25 protein-coding genes are annotated in these 24,208 nt (G+C 46.6%); 13 read left to right on the top strand and 12 right to left on the bottom strand.

From position 1 onward, the window contains the following. Positions 1-88: 88 nt before the first annotated feature. Both M1M80_RS04170 and M1M80_RS04175 read left to right on the top strand, forming a co-directional pair. Entirely contained in the window at positions 89-1,219 is a 1,131-nt protein-coding gene (locus tag M1M80_RS04170; protein ID WP_060398140.1) for a DEAD/DEAH box helicase, read from the top strand. A 68-nt stretch (positions 1,220-1,287) separates the two neighbouring features. Then, positions 1,288-1,734, top strand: a complete 447-nt coding sequence (locus M1M80_RS04175; protein WP_060398141.1) for a GNAT family N-acetyltransferase — start codon at positions 1,288-1,290, stop codon at positions 1,732-1,734. Between the two features lie 54 nt (positions 1,735-1,788). Here M1M80_RS04175 and M1M80_RS04180 read toward each other — a convergent pair whose 3' ends face one another. The 6 genes from M1M80_RS04180 to M1M80_RS04205 all read right to left on the bottom strand — a co-directional run bounded on the left by M1M80_RS04180 (position 1,789) and on the right by M1M80_RS04205 (position 7,222). Beyond that, complete coding sequence (locus tag M1M80_RS04180; RefSeq protein WP_060398142.1) at positions 1,789-2,808, bottom strand: NADP-dependent oxidoreductase; 1,020 nt, start codon at positions 2,806-2,808, stop codon at positions 1,789-1,791. 107 nt (positions 2,809-2,915) lie between these two features. Next, positions 2,916-3,713, bottom strand: coding sequence for a Fe(3+)-citrate ABC transporter ATP-binding protein YfmF (yfmF, locus tag M1M80_RS04185; RefSeq protein ID WP_019257752.1), 798 nt, complete (start codon positions 3,711-3,713; stop codon positions 2,916-2,918). 12 nt (positions 3,714-3,725) lie between these two features. Continuing rightward, positions 3,726-4,727: a Fe(3+)-citrate ABC transporter permease YfmE gene (gene yfmE, locus M1M80_RS04190; protein ID WP_060398143.1), complete on the bottom strand. Its 1,002-nt coding sequence runs from the start codon at positions 4,725-4,727 to the stop codon at positions 3,726-3,728. After that, entirely contained in the window at positions 4,724-5,725 is a 1,002-nt protein-coding gene (gene fecD / locus M1M80_RS04195; RefSeq protein WP_060398144.1) for a Fe(3+) dicitrate ABC transporter permease FecD, read from the bottom strand. The genes yfmE and fecD overlap by 4 nt, the downstream gene beginning before the upstream one ends. Positions 5,726-5,796: 71 nt before the next feature. Beyond that, positions 5,797-6,744, bottom strand: a complete 948-nt coding sequence (gene yfmC / locus M1M80_RS04200; RefSeq protein WP_060398145.1) for a Fe(3+)-citrate ABC transporter substrate-binding protein YfmC — start codon at positions 6,742-6,744, stop codon at positions 5,797-5,799. 109 nt (positions 6,745-6,853) lie between these two features. Beyond that, positions 6,854-7,222: a YfmB family protein gene (locus M1M80_RS04205; RefSeq protein ID WP_060398146.1), complete on the bottom strand. Its 369-nt coding sequence runs from the start codon at positions 7,220-7,222 to the stop codon at positions 6,854-6,856. Between the two features lie 243 nt (positions 7,223-7,465). Here M1M80_RS04205 and M1M80_RS04210 point away from each other — a divergent pair, with 243 nt between their 5' ends. The 9 genes from M1M80_RS04210 to nosA all read left to right on the top strand — a co-directional run bounded on the left by M1M80_RS04210 (position 7,466) and on the right by nosA (position 17,790). Next, positions 7,466-7,813 (top strand): YflT domain-containing protein, encoded by a 348-nt coding sequence (locus M1M80_RS04210; RefSeq protein WP_003239911.1) that lies wholly within the window; start codon positions 7,466-7,468, stop codon positions 7,811-7,813. 192 nt (positions 7,814-8,005) lie between these two features. Continuing rightward, entirely contained in the window at positions 8,006-9,268 is a 1,263-nt protein-coding gene (locus M1M80_RS04215; RefSeq protein ID WP_060398147.1) for a pectate lyase, read from the top strand. Positions 9,269-9,395: 127 nt separating this feature from the next. Next, entirely contained in the window at positions 9,396-10,832 is a 1,437-nt protein-coding gene (locus M1M80_RS04220; protein WP_060398148.1) for an anion permease, read from the top strand. 155 nt (positions 10,833-10,987) lie between these two features. Then, positions 10,988-12,616, top strand: coding sequence for a two-component sensor histidine kinase CitS (gene yflR, locus M1M80_RS04225; RefSeq protein WP_060398149.1), 1,629 nt, complete (start codon positions 10,988-10,990; stop codon positions 12,614-12,616). Further along, the gene (citT, locus tag M1M80_RS04230; protein WP_060398150.1) at positions 12,588-13,268 is read left to right on the top strand and encodes a two-component response regulator CitT; all 681 of its coding nucleotides are present in this window, start codon (positions 12,588-12,590) and stop codon (positions 13,266-13,268) included. The genes yflR and citT overlap by 29 nt, the downstream gene beginning before the upstream one ends. A 2-nt stretch (positions 13,269-13,270) precedes the next feature. After that, a complete protein-coding gene (locus M1M80_RS04235) occupies positions 13,271-14,230 on the top strand; it encodes a tripartite tricarboxylate transporter substrate binding protein (RefSeq protein ID WP_060398151.1) in 960 nt (319 codons plus the stop codon). A gap of 197 nt (positions 14,231-14,427) precedes the next feature. Beyond that, the gene (gene citM, locus M1M80_RS04240; protein ID WP_060398152.1) at positions 14,428-15,729 is read left to right on the top strand and encodes an Mg(2+)/citrate complex secondary transporter CitM; all 1,302 of its coding nucleotides are present in this window, start codon (positions 14,428-14,430) and stop codon (positions 15,727-15,729) included. Positions 15,730-15,784: 55 nt separating this feature from the next. Beyond that, positions 15,785-16,579 carry an MBL fold metallo-hydrolase gene (locus M1M80_RS04245; RefSeq protein WP_060398153.1) on the top strand — a complete coding sequence of 265 codons (795 nt, stop codon included), beginning with the start codon at positions 15,785-15,787 and terminating at the stop codon, positions 16,577-16,579. A gap of 119 nt (positions 16,580-16,698) precedes the next feature. Next, positions 16,699-17,790 (top strand): nitric oxide synthase, encoded by a 1,092-nt coding sequence (nosA, locus tag M1M80_RS04250; RefSeq protein ID WP_060398154.1) that lies wholly within the window; start codon positions 16,699-16,701, stop codon positions 17,788-17,790. On the opposite strand, the gene M1M80_RS04255 is transcribed toward nosA, so the two are convergent. Continuing rightward, positions 17,781-18,056 carry an acylphosphatase gene (locus M1M80_RS04255; RefSeq protein ID WP_060398155.1) on the bottom strand — a complete coding sequence of 92 codons (276 nt, stop codon included), beginning with the start codon at positions 18,054-18,056 and terminating at the stop codon, positions 17,781-17,783. The two genes, nosA and M1M80_RS04255, sit on opposite strands and share 10 nt — an antisense overlap. A gap of 66 nt (positions 18,057-18,122) precedes the next feature. Here M1M80_RS04255 and M1M80_RS04260 point away from each other — a divergent pair, with 66 nt between their 5' ends. Then, positions 18,123-18,788: an MOSC domain-containing protein gene (locus M1M80_RS04260; RefSeq protein WP_060398156.1), complete on the top strand. Its 666-nt coding sequence runs from the start codon at positions 18,123-18,125 to the stop codon at positions 18,786-18,788. A gap of 40 nt (positions 18,789-18,828) precedes the next feature. Here M1M80_RS04260 and M1M80_RS04265 read toward each other — a convergent pair whose 3' ends face one another. The 4 genes from M1M80_RS04265 to map form a co-directional block, all read right to left on the bottom strand. Further along, a complete protein-coding gene (locus tag M1M80_RS04265) occupies positions 18,829-18,966 on the bottom strand; it encodes a YflJ family protein (RefSeq protein WP_003239885.1) in 138 nt (45 codons plus the stop codon). A gap of 156 nt (positions 18,967-19,122) precedes the next feature. Further along, on the bottom strand, positions 19,123-19,278 hold the full coding sequence (locus M1M80_RS04270; RefSeq protein ID WP_003244572.1) for a hypothetical protein: 156 nt from the start codon (positions 19,276-19,278) through the stop codon (positions 19,123-19,125). 109 nt (positions 19,279-19,387) lie between these two features. Continuing rightward, on the bottom strand, positions 19,388-19,702 hold the full coding sequence (locus M1M80_RS04275; protein WP_060398157.1) for a DUF3243 domain-containing protein: 315 nt from the start codon (positions 19,700-19,702) through the stop codon (positions 19,388-19,390). A gap of 81 nt (positions 19,703-19,783) precedes the next feature. After that, the gene (gene map, locus M1M80_RS04280; protein WP_060398158.1) at positions 19,784-20,533 is read right to left on the bottom strand and encodes a type I methionyl aminopeptidase; all 750 of its coding nucleotides are present in this window, start codon (positions 20,531-20,533) and stop codon (positions 19,784-19,786) included. A gap of 170 nt (positions 20,534-20,703) precedes the next feature. Here map and nagE point away from each other — a divergent pair, with 170 nt between their 5' ends. Further along, entirely contained in the window at positions 20,704-22,062 is a 1,359-nt protein-coding gene (gene nagE, locus M1M80_RS04285; RefSeq protein ID WP_003239878.1) for an N-acetylglucosamine-specific PTS transporter subunit IIBC, read from the top strand. A gap of 33 nt (positions 22,063-22,095) precedes the next feature. On the opposite strand, the gene ltaS is transcribed toward nagE, so the two are convergent. Continuing rightward, the gene (gene ltaS, locus M1M80_RS04290; protein ID WP_019257772.1) at positions 22,096-24,045 is read right to left on the bottom strand and encodes a lipoteichoic acid synthase; all 1,950 of its coding nucleotides are present in this window, start codon (positions 24,043-24,045) and stop codon (positions 22,096-22,098) included. Positions 24,046-24,208 lie beyond the last annotated feature (163 nt).

The following is a 24,208-nucleotide window of genomic DNA, read 5'->3' on the forward strand; positions in this document are numbered from 1 at the left end:
AAGGTATAGGAAAGAAAAAGAAAAATTGCGTTCCGGGCGAGGTTTTGAGATACTATGGAGTAGATTTCAGGAATTGAGGAGAACAAAAATGACGCAAACTTGGCCATTTTTACATAATGCACAATCATTTATACAAGAGAATTGGAATGCTTCCGGCTTTCAAAAGCCAACCCCTGTTCAGGAGCAGGCAGCACAGCTGATCATGGATGGAAAGGATGTCATCGCGGAATCGCCGACAGGCACAGGCAAGACGCTTGCGTATGCGCTGCCGGTCTTGGAGCGAATTAAGCCAGATCAGAAGCATCCGCAGGCGGTGATTTTGGCGCCTTCGCGTGAGCTGGTGATGCAGATTTTTCAGGTGATTCAGGATTGGAAAGCGGGCTCAGAGCTGCGCGCGGCTTCCTTAATCGGCGGGGCGAATGTGAAGAAGCAGGTTGAAAAGCTGAAAAAACATCCGCATATCATTGTCGGCACGCCGGGCAGGGTATTTGAGCTGATTAAAGCGAAGAAACTCAAAATGCATGAAGTGAAAACGATCGTGCTTGATGAAACGGATCAGCTTGTCCTGCCGGAGCATCGCGAAACGATGAAGCAAATCATTAAAACGACATTAAGAGACCGCCAGCTTCTATGTTTTTCTGCCACCCTCAAAAAGGAAACAGAGGACGTGCTCCGCGAATTGGCGCATGAGCCTGAGGTGTTGAAGGTGCAGCGAAGCAAGGCGGAAGCGGGGAAAGTAAAGCATCAATATCTGATTTGCGACCAGCGCGATAAAGTGAAGCTGCTGCAAAAGCTGTCAAGACTCCAAGGCATGCAGGCGCTCGTATTTGTGAGAGACATCGGCAACCTGAGTGTGTACGCGGAAAAATTGGCGTATCACCATGTCGATCTCGGTGTTCTGCACAGTGAAGCGAAAAAAATGGAGCGGGCGAAAATCATTGCCGCATTTGAAGACGGAGAATTCCCGCTCTTATTGGCGACTGACATTGCTGCACGCGGTTTGGATATCGAAAACCTGCCGTACGTGATTCATGCCGATATTCCTGACGAAGACGGCTATGTACACAGATCAGGCCGAACAGGCCGAGCCGGAAAAGAAGGCAACGTGCTGAGCCTCGTTACGAAATTGGAAGAATCAAAGCTGAAAAAAATGGCGAAGAAGCTTGGCGTAGAGCTGAGTGAAGCTGTTTATACAGGCGGAAAATTGAAGACGAAATAAAAAGGAGGGCGGTATGCCCTTCTTTTTTGTTGTAAAATAATAGAAAAGGGATCGCGCGGGGTGGGAAGATGGTTTCAATAGACAGATTTCAAGTGATGAAGGAGCCGGAGCTGAAAATCCTTAAACACTGGTTTGAAGATGAGGATACAAGGCGGAGAATGGATGGGATGCTGCCATTAGATGTGTGGTATGCACGAGTGAATAAAGATGAAGACGATACTGTCATGATGGCTTATGACGGGCAGCTTCCGGCAGGGATGGTCGTTATGGAGTTCGGGGAGAAGCGGGCGTATATTGGATTGATCGTAAATCCTTTGTACCGGCTTCAAGGGTACGGAAAACAGATATTGCAAAAACTGCTGAGTGACCCTGGTTTTAATGGTGTGCGGGAATGGGCTGCATGCATTGAAGAAGACAATCGAATCAGTTTGGCTTGCTTTCAAGCAGCCGGATTTACTTTGGAAGACACTGAACCTGATGAAGATGGCTTGCTCACTTTAATTCTTCGCACCTGACCTCAAACAAACACAAAAGGAGGGCAAAAAGCCCTCCTTGTTTTCATTATCATGTCAGCTCGGATCACTGACTTTGATCAGCTGTTTTCCTTTATTTTCGCCTTTAAATAAACCGAGAAACGCGTCAGGAATGTTTTCGAAGCCTTCTGTGATGGTTTCCTCGTAATGGAGCTTTCCATCCTTTAGCCATTCGGCCAGCTGTTTTGCCCCCTCAGAAAAGCGATCGGAGTAGTCGCCTACGATAAACCCTTGCATCAGCGACTTGGTTTTGATCAGCTTCGATTGGACGCGGGGCCCCATATCATCTTCTTCGCTTTCAGCGTTATAGGAAGAAATGGCGCCGCACACCGGAATGCGGGCAAATTCATTGAGCAGGTTCATGACCGCATCTGAGATCGGCCCGCCGACATTGTCAAAATACACATCGACACCATCAGGACAAGCGTCTTCTAGCGCTTTTTGGATATCTTCTGCTGTTTTGTAATTGATGGCTTCATCAAACTGCAGCTCCTGTTTTAAATACGCGATTTTCTCATCAGAGCCCGCGATGCCGACGACTCGCGCGCCTTTGATTTTGGCAATCTGCCCGACCGCTGAACCGACGGCTCCCGCTGCTCCGGAGACTACCACGGTTTCGCCTTCTTTCGGGCGCCCGATGTCCAGCAGTCCGAAATATGCCGTCAAGCCGGTCATTCCCAAAATGCCGAGATAGGCCGAAGCGGGAGCGAGGCTTGTATCAATTTTTCGCAAGGCAGACTCGCTGACAGCGGAAAATTCCTGCCAGCTGAGGTTTCCGATGACGATATCGCCTTTTTTCAGATGATCGCCGTCTGATACGACTTCAGCGATGACCCCGCCAGAGAGCGCTTCATTCAAGGCGAACGGCTCAACATATGACTTCGTATCCTGCATACGGCCGCGCATATAAGGGTCAACTGATACATAAAGCGTTTTGACAAGCACTTCCCCTTGCTTCGGCTCGGGGACCGGAATGGTTTCAAAGCGAAAATCTTCATGAACGGGAACACCTTGCGGGCGTCTTGCTAATTGAATTTGCTGCTGAGATGCTGTCATTTTCATCCTCCTATCACTTGATTGACACCACTGTAACATGGAGAGGAGGAGAAATACAAAAGGTAAGCCGGCATACAAAAAAGGAGAGGGGGTTCCTCTCCTTTTTATCACGCCCGTAATTTCGGACACAGTCCCGTCGGCAGGCACATTGGCTTCTGGTCGATCGGGCTTCTCATGATGCAGCATTCCAGGCCGAAGACTTCACGGAAAAATGGCTGGGTAAATACATCTTCCGGTGTTCCGGCATTGTATATTTTTCCGTCCAGCACACTGATCAGATAGTCAGCATATTGAGCGGCCTGGTTTAAATCATGGAGCACCATCACAACGGTGCGGCCATGATCACGGTTCAGCTTTTTCAGCAGCTCAAGCACTTCAATCTGGTGTGAAATGTCTAAATACGTGGTCGGTTCATCAAGCAAAAGCAAATCAGTTCCTTGAGCAAGCGCCATGGAAATCCATGCTCTTTGTCTTTGGCCGCCTGAGAGAGCATCCAGTGTCCGTTCCTTCAGTTCTATCATTCCCGTTGCTTCCAGCGCCCACTCTACCATATCGTGATCCTCTTGGGTATGCTTGGATAACAGTTTTTTATGAGGATGTCTGCCGAAATAGCACAATTCCTCTACCGTCAATCCTTCAGGCGCCTGAGGAGATTGAGGAAGAATGGCCAGTTTTTTTGCGACTTCTTTTGACGGCTGGCGGTGGATATCTTTTCCTTCTAATAGTACCGTACCGCTTTTTGGCGCCATCAGCCTGGCGAGTGATTTGAGGATTGTTGATTTCCCGCAGCCATTGGCACCGATGAGTGCAGTGATTTTTCCCTCTTCTATCTTTAAATCGACTCCGTCAATAATCACTGTGCTGTCATATGAAAGAGTGAGCTGGTCTGCAGCCAGTTTTCCCATGATATCCTCTCCCTACTGTTTCCTCGCTTCGAATTTCAATAAATATAAGAAATAAGGCGCGCCGATCACGGCTGTCAATATTCCGGCCGGTATTTCAACCGGAGGCATGATGCCGCGCCCTAACGTATCTGCAATTAATAATATAATAGCACCAATCAATGCCGATGCAGGCAGTAAATATTTAGCTTTTTCTCCGGTAAGCCGTCTGGCGATATGCGGAGCAAGCAAGCCGATAAAACCGATTGAGCCGACGACGGCTACACAGCTTCCCGCCAGCGCAACCGCGGTGAAAATCAGGATGAATCTCAGCCGGTTTGCGTTTTCGCCGAGACCCTGCGCAAGCTCATCGCCGAGTGACATAAGATCCAGCTTCGGTATGAGAATGCAGACGATCGGCAAAAGAATCAAAAGCCATGGCGCAAGCAGCTTGACTTCTTCCCAGTTTCTTCCCCAGAGGCTGCCTGTCAGCCAAATGAGTGCAGCATTCACGTCGCCCGGAAACTTCACCATCATATATTGCATCCCGGCGTGGCAGACCGCGCCTAAGGCGATGCCTGATAGAGCCAATGAAGAGGGCTGAATGCTTTTTTTGCGGGCTATCATTAATAATAGTACAGCAATAATGGCGGCTCCGGCAAATGCAGAGAACGGAAGCACGTACACTGGCGATTTAGGTAAAATCAGAATCACAGCCATGGCCGCAAGTCCGGACCCTTTTGAAATGCCGACAACGTCCGGGGAAGCGAGCGGATTGCGGATGACACCCTGCAAAATCGCACCGGCCGCGGCAAGCCCGGCACCGGCCAAAATCGCTAGTATAATCCGGGGAAGGCGGTATTGCTGGATGATGAATTCAAAGGAATGATCCAGTCCCAGCAAATTTGTCACCACCGCATCCGGTGAAATGTATAATGCACCGAAGCCGATGCTGATGACGGACAGAACGATCAGAAGCACGGCCAATATGAGTATCGCCAGCAAGGGGCGTTTTTGTTTTCTGGTTGTTTTCTTCATTTCAGATTTCGCCCTTTCCTTGCCAAATATAAGAAAAACGGTGTTCCGATAATCGCGGTGACAATGCCGACCGGTGATTCATAAGGAAACGCAATCCATCTGGCCAGAACATCTGCGTACACAAGCAAAATGGCACCGAACAGCGCTGAAAACGGAAGCACATATTGATAATGTTCTCCGATCAGCTTGCGGACAATATGCGGAATGAGCAGTCCGACAAAGCCGATCGGCCCGGCGACGGCTACGGAAGCGCCGGAAAGAATTAAAATGATAAAGCTGATCAGAATCCGGATGCCGTTCATGTTTTGCCCAAGCCCTTTTGCTGTCTCGTCCCCAAGACCGAGAACAGAAACAGAACCGGAAAACACGAGGGCAAGCCCGATGCCGATGACAGAAAACGGAGCGATGGTCATGACGTCCTGCCAATTGCTTCCGTCAATCGCGCCTGTCATCCAGTACAGAACATCTTCTCCCGACTCATTTAAAATAATGACGGCCTGTGTCATGGAGGAGAGGAACAAATGCACCGCCATTCCCGACAGCGCCAGCTTGACTGGTGTCATTCCGCCGGATGAGGCAATCATATACACAATCGCGCCGCCTGCTGCCGCACCCGCAAAAGCGAATACAACGGAAGAATAGGTCGATGCCGGCAGAATGACGAGAGAAGCAACGACAAAAAGCGATGCGCCCGCATTCACACCGAAAATTTGAGGTGAAGCCAGAGGGTTTCTAGTCATGGCCTGCATCAGCGCCCCTGCTACGGCAAGGCTGGCACCGACGAAAACGCCGATTAATGTGCGGGGAAGGCGAAGAGTAGAGATGATGAGCTGTTCCTTTGAACCGTCCCATACAAAAAGATATTTCAATGAATCTATGATGCCGATGTCTGAGGCTCCTACTGATAGATTCAGCCCAAGCCCGAATATAAAAATGATCAGTGCGATGATAAATATCATCAGTCTCGATGATAAGCGCCGTTTGGCTGAATGATACAACAGTCTCACTTCCTTACTGCGTCTGATTGCAAAAACGAAGAAGCAAGGATTTCCCCTCGCTTCTCATAGTCTTACTTATTATACACTTTTTTGAGGACGTCTTTGGCGCTTGTTTCACTAGACTTGATCCCTCTGAATCTTGTCCAAGTGTCACGGTCTGCATCATAGACTTGTCCGTTTTTCACCGCTTTGAGATTTTTCCAGAGCGGGTTCGTTTTCCACTCGTCTACAATTGTCTTGCCTTCGTTGGCTGAGATGAACAAAATATCTGGATCGATTTTGCTCAATTGCTCAAGGCTGACCTCTTGATAGGCTTCATTTGATTTCACTGCGTGCGTAAAGCCGAGCATTTTAAAGATTTCTCCGTCATAAGATGAGGACGTATGAAGCTGGAATGAATCTGCTCTAGCAACCCCAAGAACGATGTTGCGGTTTTCATTTTTCGGAAGCTCCGCTTTTAGATCGTTGATGACTTTGTTGTGCTCTGCAAGCTTTTCTTTTCCTTCATCTTCTTTATTTAACGCTTTAGCAATGGTTGTAAAGCTGTCGATCGTTTCGTCATATGTCGCTTCCCGGCTTTTTAATTCAATCGTCGGGGCGATTTGTTTCAGCTGTTTATAAATGTTTTTATGGCGTTCAGCATCAGCGATGATGATATCAGGCTTTAAGGAACTGATGACCTCTAGATTCGGTTCGCTGCGTGTGCCTACCGATGTATAATCAATTGAGCTGCCGACAAGCTTTTTAATCATATCTTTTTTGTTGTCATCGGCGATGCCCACCGGCGTAATGCCGAGGTTGTAGACAGCATCCAAGAATGAAAGTTCAAGGACAACCACCCGCTTAGGTGTGCCGCTTACTGGCGTTTTTCCTTCTTCGTGCTGGATCACTCTTGAATCCTTAGACTTGCTTTCGCTGCTTCCGCTGTTATTCTGGCTTGATGAACAGCCGGATACAATGAAGCAGGCGATTAATAGAACACTCATGATGGCAATCAACTTGTTAGAATAGGTGCGCATGTCATTCTTCCTTTTTTTAGATTTAGTAATGAGAATCATTATCACATGTAAACACTATAATAGCATGGCTCATCATGTCAATATTTTTTTAGTAAAGAAAGCGTCGGTTTTACTGCTTTCTCATGAAAGCATCATCAGACACAAATAAATGGTATACAGCATCGCCGTGTCTCCGAGACAAAAACGCTTGGGCATTAGCTTTAGAGTTTTTAAGCATATCAGCATTAACATAAGGAAGGAGAGCGCTGAGATAACCGGACAATTTCTTTTCTATTTCTTCTGCGAGCGCGAATTCAATGTCGCCGATATTCATGATAATCGAGAAGACAAAGTCGATATCGATATGAAAATGTTCCTCAGCAAAGACCGCAAGCTCGTGAATTCCGGGTGAACAGCCGGCGCGCTGATGGAAAATCTGTTTGACTAAATCACTCACAACCCATGCATTGTATTGCTGTTCTGGTGAAAAGTATTGCATTAGACATACCTCCTGCTCGTACGGATAAAGACAGCAATTCATGATCGTTTGCTCCGTGCAGCGGTTTCTCTTTGATTTTGATTTTTCTGAAAATATTCCCCGTTCCTATCACTTTACCATGGGCGGAAAATAAATGGCTACTACCATTCTTCCTGTTTTTCGCTTCAATGTTCTGGGATCTGTTTCATCTATATGCGACCGGGTATGAAAGAAATATAGTAATCATGAAGGAGGAATGTCGGAATGAAACCAGTTGTAAAAGAGTATACAAACGACGAACAGCTCATGAAGGATGTAGAAGAATTACAGCAAATGGGTGTTGCGAAAGAGGATGTATACGTCTTAGCTCACGACGATGACAGAACGGAACGGCTGGCAGACAACACGAACGCCAACACGATCGGAGCCAAAGAAACGGGTTTTAAGAATGCGGTAGGAAACGTGTTTAATAAAAAAGGAGACGAGCTCCGCAATAAAATTCATGAAATCGGCTTTTCTGAAGATGAAGCCGCTCAATTCGAAAAACGTTTGGATGAAGGGAAAGTGCTTCTCTTTGTAACAGACAATGAAAAAGTGAAATCCTGGGCTTAATGCAGGGATAGAACCCAAAAGGCAAACTTCGGCCTTTTGGGTTTTTTGCGGTTTTTGCGGTGCATGTTTTGCAGAATGCCGCAATTAGATAGCGGAAGATTTTCGGTTCTGGATGTCCCTCAATTTGCTATTATATTTTTGTGATAAATTGGAATAAAATCTCACAAAATAGAAAATGGGGGTTCATAGTGGATGAAAAAAGTGATGTTAGCTACGGCTCTATTCTTAGGGTTGACTCCAGCTGGCGCAAACGCGGCTGATTTGGGCCATCAGACATTAGGGTCAAATGATGGCTGGGGCGCGTACTCGACGGGCACGACAGGCGGATCAAAAGCATCGTCCTCGAACGTGTATACCGTCAGCAACAGAAACCAGCTTGTCTCAGCATTAGGCAAGGATACCAACACAACGCCAAAAATCATTTATATCAAGGGAACAATTGACATGAATGTGGATGACAATTTGAAGCCGCTTGGTTTAAATGACTATAAAGATCCAGAGTACGATTTGAACAAATATTTGAAAGCCTATGATCCAAGCACATGGGGCAAAAAAGAGCCTTCCGGAACACAAGAAGAAGCCAGAGCACGCTCTCAGAAAAACCAAAAAGCACGGGTCATGCTGGATATTCCTGCAAACACGACAATCGTCGGTTCAGGGACAAATGCCAAAATTGTGGGCGGAAACTTCCAAATCAAGAGTGATAACGTCATTATCCGCAATCTCGAATTCCAGGATGCCTATGATTATTTTCCGCAATGGGATCCAACTGACGGAAGCTCAGGAAACTGGAACTCTCAATACGACAACATCACGATAAACGGCGGCACGCATGTATGGATTGACCATTGTACATTTAATGACGGCTCACGTCCGGACAGCACATCGCCAAAGTATTTCGGCAGAGAATATCAGCACCATGACGGACAAACTGATGCTTCTAACGGTGCTAACTATATCACGATGTCTTACAACTATTATCACGATCATGATAAAAGCTCCATTTTCGGATCAAGCGACAGCAAAACATCTGATGATGGCAAATTGAAAATTACGCTTCACCATAACCACTACAAAAATATCGTCCAGCGCGCACCGAGAGTCCGCTTTGGACAAGTGCACGTATACAACAACTATTATGAAGGCAGCACAAGCTCCTCAGGTTATGCCTTCAGCTATGCGTGGGGAATCGGAAAGTCATCTAAAATTTATGCTCAAAACAATGTTATTGACGTACCTGGACTGTCAGCTCCTAAAACGATCAGCGTATTCAGCGGGGGAACAGCTTTATATGACTCAGGCACCTTGCTGAATGGCACGCAAATCAGCGCATCGGCTGCAAACGGATTGAGCTCTTCTGTCGGCTGGACACCGTCTCTGCACGGCACAATCGATGCTTCAGCGAATGTGAAATCGAATGTTATATCTCAAGCGGGTGCGGGTAAACTAAATTAAGAAATGAAAAAACACAAAGGGCTGCTCACCTTTGTGTTTTTTAATTAATTAAATTGTTTATTAACTTAGTTAAGGAGTAGAATGGGAAAGGGGATCGGAAAACAAGTATATAGGAGGAGACCTATTTATGGCTTCAGAAAAAGACGCAGGAAAACAGTCAGCAGTAAAGCTTGTTCCATTGCTTATTACTGTCGCTGTGGGACTAATCATCTGGTTTATTCCCGCTCCGTCCGGACTTGAACCTAAAGCTTGGCATTTGTTTGCGATCTTTGTCGCGACAATTATCGGCTTTATCTCCAAGCCCTTGCCAATGGGTGCAATTGCAATTTTTGCATTGGCGGTTACTGCACTAACTGGAACACTATCAATTGAGGATACACTAAGCGGATTCGGGAATAAGACCATTTGGCTTATCGTGATCGCATTCTTTATTTCCCGGGGATTTATCAAAACCGGGCTCGGTGCGAGAATTTCGTATGTATTCGTTCAGAAATTCGGGAAAAAAACCCTTGGACTTTCTTATTCACTGCTGTTCAGTGATTTAATACTTTCACCTGCTATTCCAAGTAATACGGCGCGTGCAGGAGGCATTATATTTCCTATTATCAGATCATTATCCGAAACATTCGGATCAAGCCCGGCAAATGGAACAGAGCGAAAAATCGGCGCATTCTTATTGAAAACCGGTTTTCAGGGGAATCTGATCACATCTGCTATGTTCTTAACGGCGATGGCGGCAAACCCGCTGATTGCCAAGCTGGCCCATGATGTCGCAGGGGTGGACTTAACATGGACAAGCTGGGCAATTGCCGCGATTGTACCGGGACTTGTAAGCTTAATCATCACACCGCTTGTAATTTACAAGCTGTATCCGCCGGAAATCAAAGAAACACCGGATGCGGCGAAAATCGCAACAGAAAAACTGAAAGAAATGGGACCATTCAAAAAATCAGAGCTTTCCATGGTTATTGTCTTTCTTTTGGTGCTTGTGCTTTGGATTTTTGGCGGCAGCTTCAACATCGACGCAACCACAACCGCATTGATCGGTTTGGCCGTTCTATTATTATCACAGGTTCTGACTTGGGATGATATCAAGAAAGAACAGGGCGCTTGGGATACGCTCACTTGGTTTGCGGCGCTTGTCATGCTGGCCAACTTCCTGAATGAGTTAGGCATGGTGTCTTGGTTCAGCAATGCCATGAAATCATCCGTATCAGGGTTCTCTTGGATTGTGGCATTCATCATTTTAATTGTTGTGTATTATTACTCTCACTATTTCTTTGCAAGTGCGACAGCCCACATCAGTGCGATGTATTCAGCATTTTTGGCTGTGGTCGTTGCAGCGGGCGCACCGCCGCTTTTAGCAGCGCTGAGCCTCGCATTCATCAGCAACCTGTTCGGGTCAACGACTCACTACGGTTCTGGAGCGGCTCCAGTCTTCTTCGGAGCAGGCTACATTCCGCAAGGTAAATGGTGGTCCATCGGATTTATCCTGTCGATTGTTCATATTATCGTATGGCTTGGGATCGGCGGATTATGGTGGAAAGTACTAGGTATATGGTAGAAAGAAAAAGGCAGACTTCGTCTGCCTTTTTTATTTTCTCTTCATTTAACTATCTGCAAAAAATATTTTGCCCTTCACAAGAGAATGGATTTTGAAAAATAAGAAAATTCCCTATAAAAAATGATATGATCTAGGTAGAAAGGACGGCTGGTGCTGTGGTGAAAAAGCGGTTCCATTTTTCCCTGCAAACAAAAATAATGGGGCTGATTGCGGCTCTGCTGGTTTTTGTCATTGGTGTGCTGACCGTTACGTTAGCCGTTCAGCATACACAGGAAGAACGGAGACAGGCTGAGCAGCTTGCGGTTCAGACGGCGAGAACCATTTCCTATATGCCGCCGGCTAAAGAGCTCATTGAGAGAAAAGGCGGGCATGCGGCTGAGACGCAAGAGGTCATTGAACAAATGAAAGAACAGACTGGCGCGTATGCCATTTATGTATTGGACGAAAAAGGAGACATTCGGAGCGCCTCGGAAAAAAGCGGTCAAAAGAAGCTGGAGCGCAGCAGAGAAATTTTGTTTGGCGGCTCGCATGTTTCTGAAACAAAAGCAGATGGACGAAGAGTCATCAGAGGGAGCGCGCCGATCATTAAAGAGCAGAAGGGATACAGCCAAGTAATCGGCAGCGTGTCTGTTGATTTTCTGCAAACGGAGACGGAGCAAGGCATCAAAAAGCATCTGAGAAACTTGAGTGTGATCGCTGTGCTTGTGCTGCTGCTCGGATTTGCCGGTGCCGCCGCGCTGGCAAAAAGCATCAGAAGGGATACGCTTGGCCTTGAGCCGCATGAGATCGCGGCTCTTTATCGGGAAAGGAATGCAATGCTTTTTGCGATTAGAGAAGGAATCATTGCCACCAATCGTGAAGGCGTCGTCACCATGATGAACGTGTCGGCGGCCGAGATGCTGAAGCTTCCCGAGCCTGTGATCCATCTTCCTATTGAGGACGTCATGCCTGGAGCCGGGCTGAAGTCTGTGCTTGAACAAGGAGACATGCTGCCGAACCAGGAGGTAAGTGTCAATGATCAAGTTTTTATTATCAATACGAAAGTGATGACTCAAGGCGAGCAGGCGTATGGGATTGTCGTCAGCTTCCGGGAGAAAACAGAGCTGAAAAAGCTGATCGACACACTGACAGAGGTTCGCAAATATTCAGAGGATCTCAGGGCGCAGACCCATGAATTCTCAAATAAGCTGTACGCGATCTTAGGGCTGCTTGAGCTCGGTGAGTATGATGAAGCCATTGAGCTGATTAAAGAAGAATACGCGATACAAAATGAACAGCATGATATTTTATTCCAAAACATCCATTCGCAGCAGGTGCAGGCGATTTTGCTGGGAAAAATAAGCAAGGCATCGGAAAAAAAGGTCAAGCTGTCTATTGATGAGAACAGCTCGCTCGCGCCTCTTCCTGCACATATCGGCTTGTCCCATCTCATTACGATTATTGGCAACTTAATTGATAACGCTTTCGAAGCGGTAGCAGAGCAAAGCGTGAAGGAGGTTTTGTTTTTCATCACGGATATGGGCCATGATATTGTCATCGAAGTATCAGACACAGGGCCCGGTGTACCGCCCGATAAGATGGAAGCTGTATTTCAAAGAGGCTATTCTTCAAAGGGGATGAAGAGAGGCTACGGTCTGGCTAATGTCAAAGACTCAGTGCATGAACTGGGCGGCTGGATCGAACTGGCGAACCAAAAAAGTGGCGGTGCGGTATTCACTGTATTTATACCGAAGGAGAAACAAAGGGGGAATCCATTTGATTCACATCGCGATTGCGGAGGATGATTTTCGGGTTGCGCAAATCCATGAGAGATTGATTGAACAGCTTGATGGATTCAAGATTATCGGAAAAGCGGCCAATGCCAAAGAGACAATGGCGCTTTTGGAGGAACAAAAGGCTGATTTGCTTCTGCTCGATATTTATATGCCGGACGAGCTTGGGACCACATTGATTCCTGAGATACGAAGCCGATTTCCTGAAGTGGACATTATGATCATCACAGCGGCAACAGAAACGCGTCATTTACAGGAAGCGCTCAGGGCAGGGATTGCCCACTATTTGATCAAACCCGTAACGGCTGACAAGTTCAGACAAGTGCTGCTTCAGTATAAAGAAAAAAGGAAGCTGCTTTTGTCTCAGCCGGAGGTCAGCCAATCCATGATCGATCATATTTTCGGGAACGGTGTGAAGACATCTTTGCCGGCAGAGAATTTGCCGACAGGCATTAATTCGATTACACTGCGAAAAATTAAGGAAGCGCTTCGAACTGCATCAGAAGGATTGACAGCGGAAGAGCTTGGGGAAAAAATGGGAGCGTCACGAACGACTGCCCGCCGCTATGCCGAGTACCTTGTGGCAAAGGAAGAAGCAAGAGCCGAGCTTGAATACGGGATTATCGGCAGGCCGGAGAGAAAATATTATTTGGCGGCGGACTAAATATGAAAAAATGTATGATTCTATTGATTGCTCTATTGATCTTTATGCAGGGGGACATCAGGCAGGCGGCTGCGCCGCGCCTGCCACACGGGCCGATTGAAATTGTCGTCCCCGCTGAGCCTTCTGGCGGCTGGGATGTCACAGCGCAGGCGATCCAATCTGTTCTGAGGCAGAAGCAGATCGTGAAGGGTGAGGTTCATGTTGTCTATAAACCCGGCGGCGGGGGAGAGAAAGGCTGGAAATATGTCAATGAAAGCAGTAAACAGACCATCAGCATGACGTCCAGTTTAATCCTGAGCAATGATCTTCTCGGGCAAAGTAAATTAAAAACGGACGATTTTACTCCGCTCGCCATTCTCTCCAAGGAATGGCAGACTGTTGCATTGCCAAAAAGATCAGCGTTAACAAACGGCAAGGATTTGCTGAAGGAGATTAAGATGCATCCCGGCAAGGTGAAAATCGGCTTTGCGCCGGGGCTTGGCAATGATGATCAGCTTTCGTTCGTCAGAGCGGCAGATATGTACGGCATTGACCCTTTTGACATTCAATTTTTACAGTATGACAGCAGTGAGCAGCTCATTCAGGCGCTGTTCAGACATGAGATAGAAGCGGCTTCAATGACACTTTCTGAAGCGAAACCATATGAGCGGCACGGCGATATCACTTTAGCTGCTGTAACGTCTGATAAAAGGCTTCCCGGTTTTCCTGATGTTCCGACGTGGAAGGAGCAGGGGATCCCGTTTGTGTTTTCTCATTGGAGAGGGGTTTTGGGCCCGAAAAACATGTCGGAGGAAGAGATTTCTTACTGGGATCAAGCGCTAAAGAAGGTCACCTCCTCGCCTGAGTGGAAGCGGAAAATAAACGAACAGGATTGGGAAAGCTTTTATTTGAACAGCAGGGAAACGAAACGGTTTCTTGACCAGCAATCTGTTTTTTATCAAAGCATTATGACAGGACATTAAGATCCCGGCATTCCGGGATCTTTTTGATATACCCAGAAATGAACAAAAAGAACAAAACGGTTTTAAAAAATTAAAAATACAAAAAAACCAAATTATTTACTTGCGAATGTTTTTCCCATACGATGGCAAAAAGGCAAGACAAAAAGGGGAGTAAGGGAGAAAAAAATGTAAGCGGATTCATTTAAGGGGGAATGGGTGTGTTAGCAATCTTAGGCTTTCTCATGATGCTCGTGTTTATGGCATTGATCATGACAAAACGGCTTTCTGTACTGACAGCGTTAGTTTTGACGCCGATTGTGTTTGCGCTGATCGCCGGATTTGGATTTACTGAAGTCGGGGACATGATGATTTCGGGGATTCAGCAGGTAGCGCCGACTGCGGTCATGATTATGTTTGCGATCTTATATTTTGGGATTATGATTGATACAGGGCTGTTTGATCCGATGGTTGGCAAAATCTTAAGCATGGTCAAAGGCGACCCGTTAAAGATTGTTGTCGGGACAGCGGTTCTTACGATGCTCGTCGCCTTGGACGGAGATGGCTCGACCACGTATATGATTACGACAAGCGCAATGCTTCCGCTCTATCTGCTGCTTGGCATCCGGCCGATTATCCTGGCGGGAATCGCGGGAGTCGGCATGGGGATCATGAACACAATTCCGTGGGGTGGCGCGACGCCGCGGGCGGCGAGCGCGCTGGGGGTTGATCCGGCTGAACTTACAGGGCCGATGATTCCTGTCATCGCAAGCGGGATGCTTTGTATGGTTGCAGTTGCGTATGTGCTTGGAAAAGCGGAACGAAAGCGCCTTGGGGTGATTGAACTGAAACAGCCGGCCAATGCCAATGAACCGGCGGCTGCGGTTGAAGATGAGTGGAAGCGACCGAAGCTGTGGTGGTTCAATTTATTGTTAACGCTTTCTTTGATAGGATGTTTAGTATCGGGTAAAGTCAGTTTAACCGTACTGTTTGTCATTGCGTTCTGTATTGCACTGATTGTGAATTATCCAAACCTTGAGCATCAGAGACAACGCATCTCGGCGCATTCCAGCAACGTGCTGGCTATTGGCTCAATGATTTTTGCGGCAGGGGTTTTTACGGGGATTTTGACAGGCACCAAAATGGTTGATGAAATGGCGATTTCGCTCGTGTCTATGATTCCTGAACAAATGGGCGGATTGATTCCGGCGATTGTGGCCTTAACCAGCGGCATTTTCACATTCCTGATGCCGAATGACGCATATTTCTACGGGGTGCTGCCGATTTTATCAGAAACGGCTGTCGCATATGGTGTGGATAAAGTGGAAATTGCCAGAGCCTCTATCATCGGCCAGCCGATTCATATGCTGAGCCCGCTTGTGCCGTCTACTCATTTGCTTGTCGGACTTGTCGGGGTTTCTATTGACGACCATCAAAAATTCGCATTGAAATGGGCGGTTCTCGCAGTGATCGTCATGACGGCTATCGCTCTATTTATTGGTGCAATCTCTATTTCCATATGATAATTCAAGCGTAATGACACACACTAACGGCATACAACATACCGGAGGTGTCATCATGAGTGATCCTTATATGCCGCTGACTTCGGTCAGAAGCGGAACGGGGTTCGAAGCGGCAAAAGGGGTGCACGGCTTGACCGTGCAAATTGCGAATGTCTACTTTATTCAGCTGCCTTCTGAGCCTCGCTCATTTGTTTTAATTGATGCGGGCATGCCTCAATCAGCCGACATGATTGTAAGTGAAGCCAAACAAAGATTCGGCGGTGATTTTCAGCTGAAGGCGATTATCCTCACACACGGGCACTTTGATCATATCGGGGCAATCGAAGGGATCCTTGAGCATTGGGATGTTCCTGTGTATGTCCATTCTCGGGAAATGCCTTATGTAACAGGTAAAGAGGATTATCCTCCGGCTCGTCCTGACAGCAAGAGCGGGTTGGTTGCCAAGCTGTCGCCACTGTTTCCGCGGCACTCCATCGATATTTCCTCACATGTGCAGACACTGCCGGAAGACGGCTCTGTACCGTTTCTTGACGAGTGGATGTGGATTGCGACTCCGGGACACACGCCGGGCCATATTTCGTTATTCCGCGAGGACGGACGCGTGCTTGTAGCAGGCGATGCTGTCATTACAGTAGAACAGGAGAAAATAGCAGACGTCCTGATTCAGAAACAGGAGCTTCATGGGCCGCCGGCTTATTTCACGCCTGACACAGAGACGGCTGCCGAATCCATTCAGAAGCTTGCCGGCCTTGAACCGGAAGCACTGCTGACCGGGCATGGCATACCGATGACCGGCAAAAACTTTCGCAGTGACTTAATTGAATTGGCAAATCGTTTAGCGTCTCTTTAACACCCGCACACGCGGGTGTTTTTTTATTATATTCCAAGAAGATACAGAAAAATCATTTGTCTTCCGGCTTAAAAACGATACAATGAAAAGCATGAATGCGATTTGAAGGGGAGAGTTTGTTGGAAGAAAAAGAAATACTTTGGAACGAAGCGAAAGCGTTTATTGCCGCATGCTATCAGGAATTGGGAAAGGAAGAGGAAGTGAAAGACCGTCTCGATAGCATTAAAAGTGAAATTGATCGGACCGGAAGCTATGTACATACGAAGGAAGAGCTTGCGCACGGGGCGAAAATGGCTTGGAGAAACAGCAACCGCTGCATCGGCAGATTGTTCTGGAATTCGCTGAATGTCATCGACAGACGTGACGTCCGGACGAAGGAAGAAGTGCGTGACGCCCTCTTGCATCATATTGAAACCGCCACCAATAACGGGAAAATCAGGCCGACCATTACGATTTTCCCTCCGGAAGAGAAGGGTGAAAAGCAAGTCGAGATCTGGAATCATCAGCTGATCCGGTACGCTGGATATGAATCAGACGGAGAAAGAATCGGCGACCCGGCTTCCCGTTCCCTGACCGCAGCCTGCGAAGAGCTCGGCTGGCGCGGAGAGCGAACGGATTTTGACCTGCTGCCGCTCATTTTTCGCATGAAAGGCGACGAACAGCCGGTCTGGTATGACCTGCCGCGTTCACTTGTGATCGAGGTTCCAATCACACATCCGGACATCGAAGCGTTTTCTGATCTGGAGCTGAAATGGTACGGAGTGCCGATTATTTCTGATATGAAGCTTGAGGTCGGGGGCATTCATTATAATGCCGCACCGTTTAACGGCTGGTATATGGGCACGGAGATCGGAGCGAGAAATCTGGCAGATGAAAAGCGATACGACAAGCTCAAAAAAGTGGCGTCCGTTATCGGCATTTCTACTGATTACAATACGGATTTATGGAAGGATCAAGCACTTGTTGAATTGAATAAAGCTGTGCTGCACTCGTATAAAAAGCAGGGTGTCAGCATCGTTGACCATCATACGGCTGCAAGCCAGTTTAAACGGTTTGAAGAACAGGAAGAAGAAGCGGGCAGAAAGCTGACGGGGGACTGGACGTGGCTGATTCCGCCGATTTCACCCGCTGCCACTCATATCTTCCACCGTTCCTATGACAACACAATCGTTAAGCCAAACTACTTTTATCAGGATAAGCCTTACGAGTAAACAACGGAAAAACGGTGATGGCCTTCAAGGCTGCGGGATTCAGTGACAGAGACGTCGGTAACATTTGAGAAAGGGCTGCCTTTCTTTACAGCCTCAAGAAACGACTGTAAGGCGTTTTCCGGACCCTCTGCCAAAATCTCGACACGCCCGTCATCACGGTTTTTGACCCAGCCGGCCAGTTTTCGCTTATCAGCTTCCATTTGAACAAAATAGCGAAAGCCCACACCTTGAACCCGGCCGTTTACAACGATTCGGTATTGAAGCATGTAAAAACCACCTTTTCTTTTTATGATAATCAATCATTTTACAACCTGTAAAGGGGATGTGTTTGTATGAAACCAGAGTGCTATTCAGTTCTTTCTCTTAATCTGGGAAAACCGCAGACGCTTGAATATGACGGAAAGAAAATCGAAACCGGCATCATGAAGCGGCCGGCTGAATCAGACGTCATGCTGTATCGGGAGAATTTTGAAGGAGACGGACAGGCGGACCTCGTCAACCACGGCGGACCTGATAAGGCTGTCTGTGTCTACCCGGCGGAGCATTATCCGTTTTGGGAAGAGTTCCTCTCAAGACCGCTATCAAATGCCGCATTTGGAGAAAATTTGACGGTCGCGGGCCTGACTGAGGAGAATGTTTGCATCGGGGATGTGTTCAGGCTTGATGAAGCTGTTGTTCAGGTCAGCCAGCCGCGCCAGCCGTGTGTAAAGCTGGCGAAAAAGTTTGGTGTAAAAGAAATGGTGCTGAAGGTCCAGCAAACCGGCTATACAGGGTTTTATTTTCGCGTGCTGGAGGAGGGCAGGGTGTCTCCCGGCGCGAACCTTGAATTGCTGTCCAGAGGAGAGAAGGGCATCTCCGTCCAGTTCGCCAACCGCATCAACTACCATGATGCAAAAAATCTCACCGCCATTGAACTGATTTTAAGTGAGGCTGCACTATCGGAAAGCTGGAGAGCGTCCTTTATGAAAAAAAAGGACAGGCTGCTGCCGGTTGAATAGAAAAAAGCCGCGCATATCAACGTGCGCGGCTTTGCCATATTTAAGATTGTTTTTTCTTTGTTTCAAGCAGGTTGGCAAGAAAATAGGTTTTATAGCTTTGAAGCTTTCTTCCCTCATGGTGCGTGATCCCCTGCTTTTTTAGTTCTGCCACATACCAGCCTTTACTGCCGTAATGCATGTCAGAAAACTCCTTTCCCTATCTGATTTCGAAACGATTGGCATTGTAACATCTATAAAAAGATGCTGAAAAGAGATGCGGGGAAAACTGAGCCTTTCGCACTAGATGTACGAATGTTCTTCTGTATGTATATGCGGAGCAAAAGCCGAATATGATTTAATGGCCGGTTAGTTTGATCATGACAACGCCAAATGTCATAATGGCGAAAACAATGCCGATATATGTGAGCATCCCGTTTTTTTTCTTAACGCCGTAAACGGTCATAATGATGCCTTCAATGAAAAAAATGATGCCGAAAATAATAAACCACATGCAGATAAAGGCTCCTTTCACAGACATAATAGTAGTGTAGCATATCTGGAAGAGCCGGGCTGTGACAATATCAAGAAAGCCGGGCAGCATATGTGCCCGGCTCGTGTTTTTATTGTTTATCAACCAATTTGACCAGCAGCTGTGCCAAATGTTGTTTTTCATCTTCGTCCGCAACGCTCCAAAGCTCTTGCAGCAGCATTTCTTCACTGTTTTGCGGCTCTTCATGCTTCTTGAGGTAGTCTCCCAGGATCGCGGCGCTTTTCACAAGCTTGCTGTCATCCAATCCCAGCTTTCTGCCTCGGTTAACTTGTTTTTTCAGGTAGTCTTTAAATTCCTCGAAGTCTTTTAAAATTTCTTCTTTTGTTGTGCCATGCATTGCATTCATTTCGTTTTCAATTTGGATTTTTTCTTGATCTCTGTTCATTGCAATACCTCCTCCTGCAGAATAGTGATGTTTTACCTGCAATTGGCGGAGGTTAAACCATCCGGTAGCCCGGAATGTGTTTTACAATTTTGTCAGGATAATCGGTTCATCTTTTGTGATGACGATGGTGTGTTCAACTTGGGCAACCATGCTTTTATCCGGTGTCTTGAACGTCCAGCCGTCTCCAGCCTCAACAATCGTTTCCGCTTTCGTTGAAATAAAAGGTTCAAGCGCGATGACTGTGCCGTTTTTGAAAAGCGCGTTATCAAACGGATCATAATAGTTCATGATGTGGTTCGGCGCTTCATGCAGGCTTCTGCCGATTCCGTGGCCGGTCAGGGTTTTGATGACGGTAAAGCCTTGAGAGCGTGCTTCATGATAAACGGCTCTTCCGATTTGGTTTTGGCGCTTGCCTGCTTTTGCCTGCTGCAGCCCTTTTTGAAAAGCGTCTTCTGCGCATTGACAAAGCTTATGAAGGCGTTCTTCTCCTTCACCGAGCACAAATGAGATGCCTGTGTCGGCATAGAAGCCGCCAAATTCAGCAGAGATGTCAATGTTCACAAGATCTCCCGCTTTTAAAATTTTCGAGGTGCTTGGTATGCCGTGAGCCACTTCATCATTTACACTGATGCATGTCACGCCCGGAAAGTCGTATTCCTTCTCAGGAGCTGAAACGGCGCCGTGCTCATCAAGCACCGCTTTTCCGATAAGGTCAAGGTCTTTTGTGCTCATTCCGGGCTCTGCTTTCCGTTTCATTTCTTCACGCGCCAGCGCGACGATTCTTCCGATTTTTTTCAGGCCTTCTAATTCTTGATCGTTTGTTACAATCATCTGTCATTCCCGCTTTCTTTTTAAATAATCTAGATTAAGCTTACCACAACTGTCTTAAAAATAGGAAACACACGGACCTGGGAAAAAAGAAATACTCCGGGAAAATTGGTATAGATCACTAGATATCTTATATGGTATATTTGAAAAAAAAGGGTATGAGGGGGATGGGTATGCTTTCATTTTTACAAAAACTCGGGAAGTCATTTATGCTCCCGATTGCGGTTCTGCCTGCAGTTGGAATAATCCTTGCGCTTGGCAGAGAGGATGTATTTAATATCCCGTTTATCTATCAAGCGGGGACGGCGGTTTTTGATCATCTGCCGCTTATTTTCGCGATCGGGATTGCCATCGGCATTTCAAAGGACAGCAATGGGGCCGCGGGTTTATCAGGGGCGATATCGTATCTGATGCTTGACGCGGCGACAAAGACAATTGATAAAACAAACAACATGGCGGTATTTGGGGGAATCATTGCTGGTTTAATAGCCGGTTACACCTATAACCGCTTCAAGGATACAAAGCTGCCTGAATATCTTGGATTCTTCAGCGGCAGACGGCTTGTGCCGATTGTAACAGCCATTATTACGATTATTTTAGCCGGCATATTCGGAGTTGTCTGGCCGCCGATTCAATCGGGCATTAATGCGTTTGGAGAATGGATGCTGGGGCTCGGCGGCATCGGGGCTGGCATATTCGGCCTGTTCAACAGGCTGTTAATTCCGCTTGGCCTTCACCACGTGCTGAACAATATTTTCTGGTTCCAATTCGGAGAATATAACGGAGTGACAGGTGATCTGGCGCGCTTTTTCGCGAAAGATCCGACAGCGGGCACATATATGACCGGCTTCTTCCCAATCATGATGTTCGGTCTTCCGGCGGCATGTCTCGCTATGGTTGTAACTGCAAAGCCGTCAAAACGGAAAGCGACGGCGGGAATGATGATCGGGTTTGCCTTGACTGCGTTTATTACAGGGATTACGGAGCCGATTGAGTTTGCATTTATGTTTTTATCTCCGCTTTTATACGCTGTTCACGCGGTCTTAACCGGGCTGTCTTTATTTATCGTCAACTGGCTCGGCATCCGCACAGGTTTCTCTTTCTCAGCCGGAGCCATCGATTATGTGCTCAGCTACGGAATCGCAGAAAAACCGCTGCTTCTGCTTCTGGTAGGTATATGCTATGCGGCAATATACTTTATCGTGTTTTATGTACTGATTAAGGCATTGAATTTAAAAACGCCGGGACGGGAAGATGATGACATTGATGAAGTGCTGGATGAAAATACAGTTCAGGATGTCAATGAAAACATCATGCTGAAAGGGCTCGGCGGAAAAGAAAACCTTCAAACCATTGATCATTGCGCCACAAGACTGCGGCTGACTGTGAAGGATACCGCTTTAGTGAATGAAGCGCTGTTAAAGAAAGCAGGCGCAAAAGGGGTCGTCAAATCAGGCGGGCAATCGGTTCAAGTGATCATTGGCCCAAATGTGGAATTTGCGGCGGAGGAATTAAGAGCTGCGGTGAAATAAAAAAAGCAGAGAGGCTAGCCTCTCTGCTTTTTCTTATTTATCTTCGTCATCAGTTGACGTTTCGGAAGAATCTTCGCCATGTTTTGTGTAATCATAATCGGAAGGATTCACCTTCGTAAAGCCTTTCGGCTCGTAGAAACGCAGCAGGTCTCCGTTTATGATTTTATCGGACATTTCAAGTTCCTTCTTGACGAGTGAGTCTTCTGACTTGTCGACTTCAGATTCATCAAGCTCTTTTCCGGTTTTCGTATCGTAATACTTGCCGGATACTTTCGTGTACTTCGGTGAAATAAAGTCTCCGTTACGGAACGGAATCACTTCACGGTGTTCTTTAGATAAAATATCAGAACCGGACATCAGATAGTCTTTCGTATCCACTCCGAGCAAATGCAGAATGGTCGGAGCCACATCGACGTCTCCGGCATATTTATGAACTTTCTCACCTTTCACGCCGGCAGCGTGGATAAAGAGCGGCACCCGTTGAAGCTGGGCGTTGTCATAATCGGTAATTTCATCTTTGCCAAGGACTTTGGCCATCGCTTTATTGTGGTTTTCAGAGATGCCATAGTGGTCTCCGTACATCACGATAATCGATTTATCATATAACCCGTCTTTTTTCAGGTCATTGAAAAATTGTTCAATGGACTGATCAAGGTAATTGGCTGACTGGAAGTAGTTGTTGACGACAGAGTCACCAAAGTCTCCAGCCGGGAAGTCTGTATCCCCCTCATCCATTCCGAATGGGAAGTGGTTAGACAGGGTAATGAACTTCGTATAGAACGGCTGCGGCAGGCTTTCTAACAGCGGCATTGATTCTTTGAAGAACGGTTTGTCTTTCATGCCGTAGTTTTTCGTGTTTTCTTCGTTCATGTCATAGTAGGCAGAATCGAAGAACTTATCGATGCCTTCCGCTTTGTACATTTCGTTTCGGTTCCAGAACGTCTGCGTGTTTCCGTGGAACGTAGCAGATGTGTAATCCTTAGACTTCAGAATTGCCGGAACGGATTGAAGCGTGTTTTGCGCTTTGTTTACGAAAACTGAACCTTGAGCCAGCGGGTACAGAGAGTTTTCCATCATAAATTCCGCATCAGATGTTTTACCTTGTCCCGTTTGGTGGAAAAAGTTATCAAAGTAAAACGTTTCGTTGTCATGTGCCAATTTATTTAAGAACGGTGTGACTTCTTTGCCGTTAATTTTATAGTCAATGATAAATGACTGCAGAGATTCAAGAGAAACATAAATAACGTTTTTTCCTTCCGCTTTGCCGAAATATACGTTATTCGGCACGTCGTAATTGGCTTTCATGTAGTTTTCAACTTCCGTCACGTCGCTTGAATCGGCAAGCGCGCGCTGGCTGTTGGATTTGATATTCTGCACAGCGTCATAAATCGTAAAATTGTACGTTCCCAAGTATTTCACAAGATAGTTTCGGTCGAATGATCTTGTCAGCAATTCAGGACGGTCTGATTCCGCAACTGCCAGGTTGATTAGGAAAACCAGAATTGAAGACGCAAGAACGATTCGGAACGATTTTTTGCTCGACGTTTCGGCAGGCTTGTTCACTTTAATCGCCAAGATGATCAGAATGATCGTATCGATAAAGTAAAAGGCGTCAGTCGGTCTCATCAGCGAAAATGCGCTGTCGCCGAGTTGGCCGCCGTTTGTTTTAGCCTGCATAATGACCGGAATTGTAATAAAATCATTGAAAAATCTGTAGTACACAATGTTTGCGTACAGTAAAAAAGACATTAAAAAATGAATCACTATAATGGCTGTCTGCTGTAATTTTTTCTTGAACAAAAGTCCAAAGCCAAGAAAGAACAAGCTTGAGCTGAGAGGATTCACAAAAAGCAATATTTTTTGTATCGTGTTGTCTATTCCTAAGTTGAAGTTAAGGACATAACCGACATACGTTTTGATCCATAATAGGACGACCGCGATTAAGAAGAAGGCCAGTCCTCTTTCTTTAATAAATGTTTTCATTGTTACACTCCTTTTTTCCGATCACAGTTCGAGCGAAACGATAGAAAAAACGAACGTATCAAATATAACACGAATCGGCGGATTAGAAAAGTGAAAATCGTACGATGGTAAAAGTGGCGAAAAACGCCGTCGAATCAACGTTTTTTTGACATATTGCCAAATG

Origin of the sequence: Bacillus inaquosorum (assembly GCF_023238325.1) — a bacterium.
Classification (GTDB): domain Bacteria; phylum Bacillota; class Bacilli; order Bacillales; family Bacillaceae; genus Bacillus; species Bacillus inaquosorum.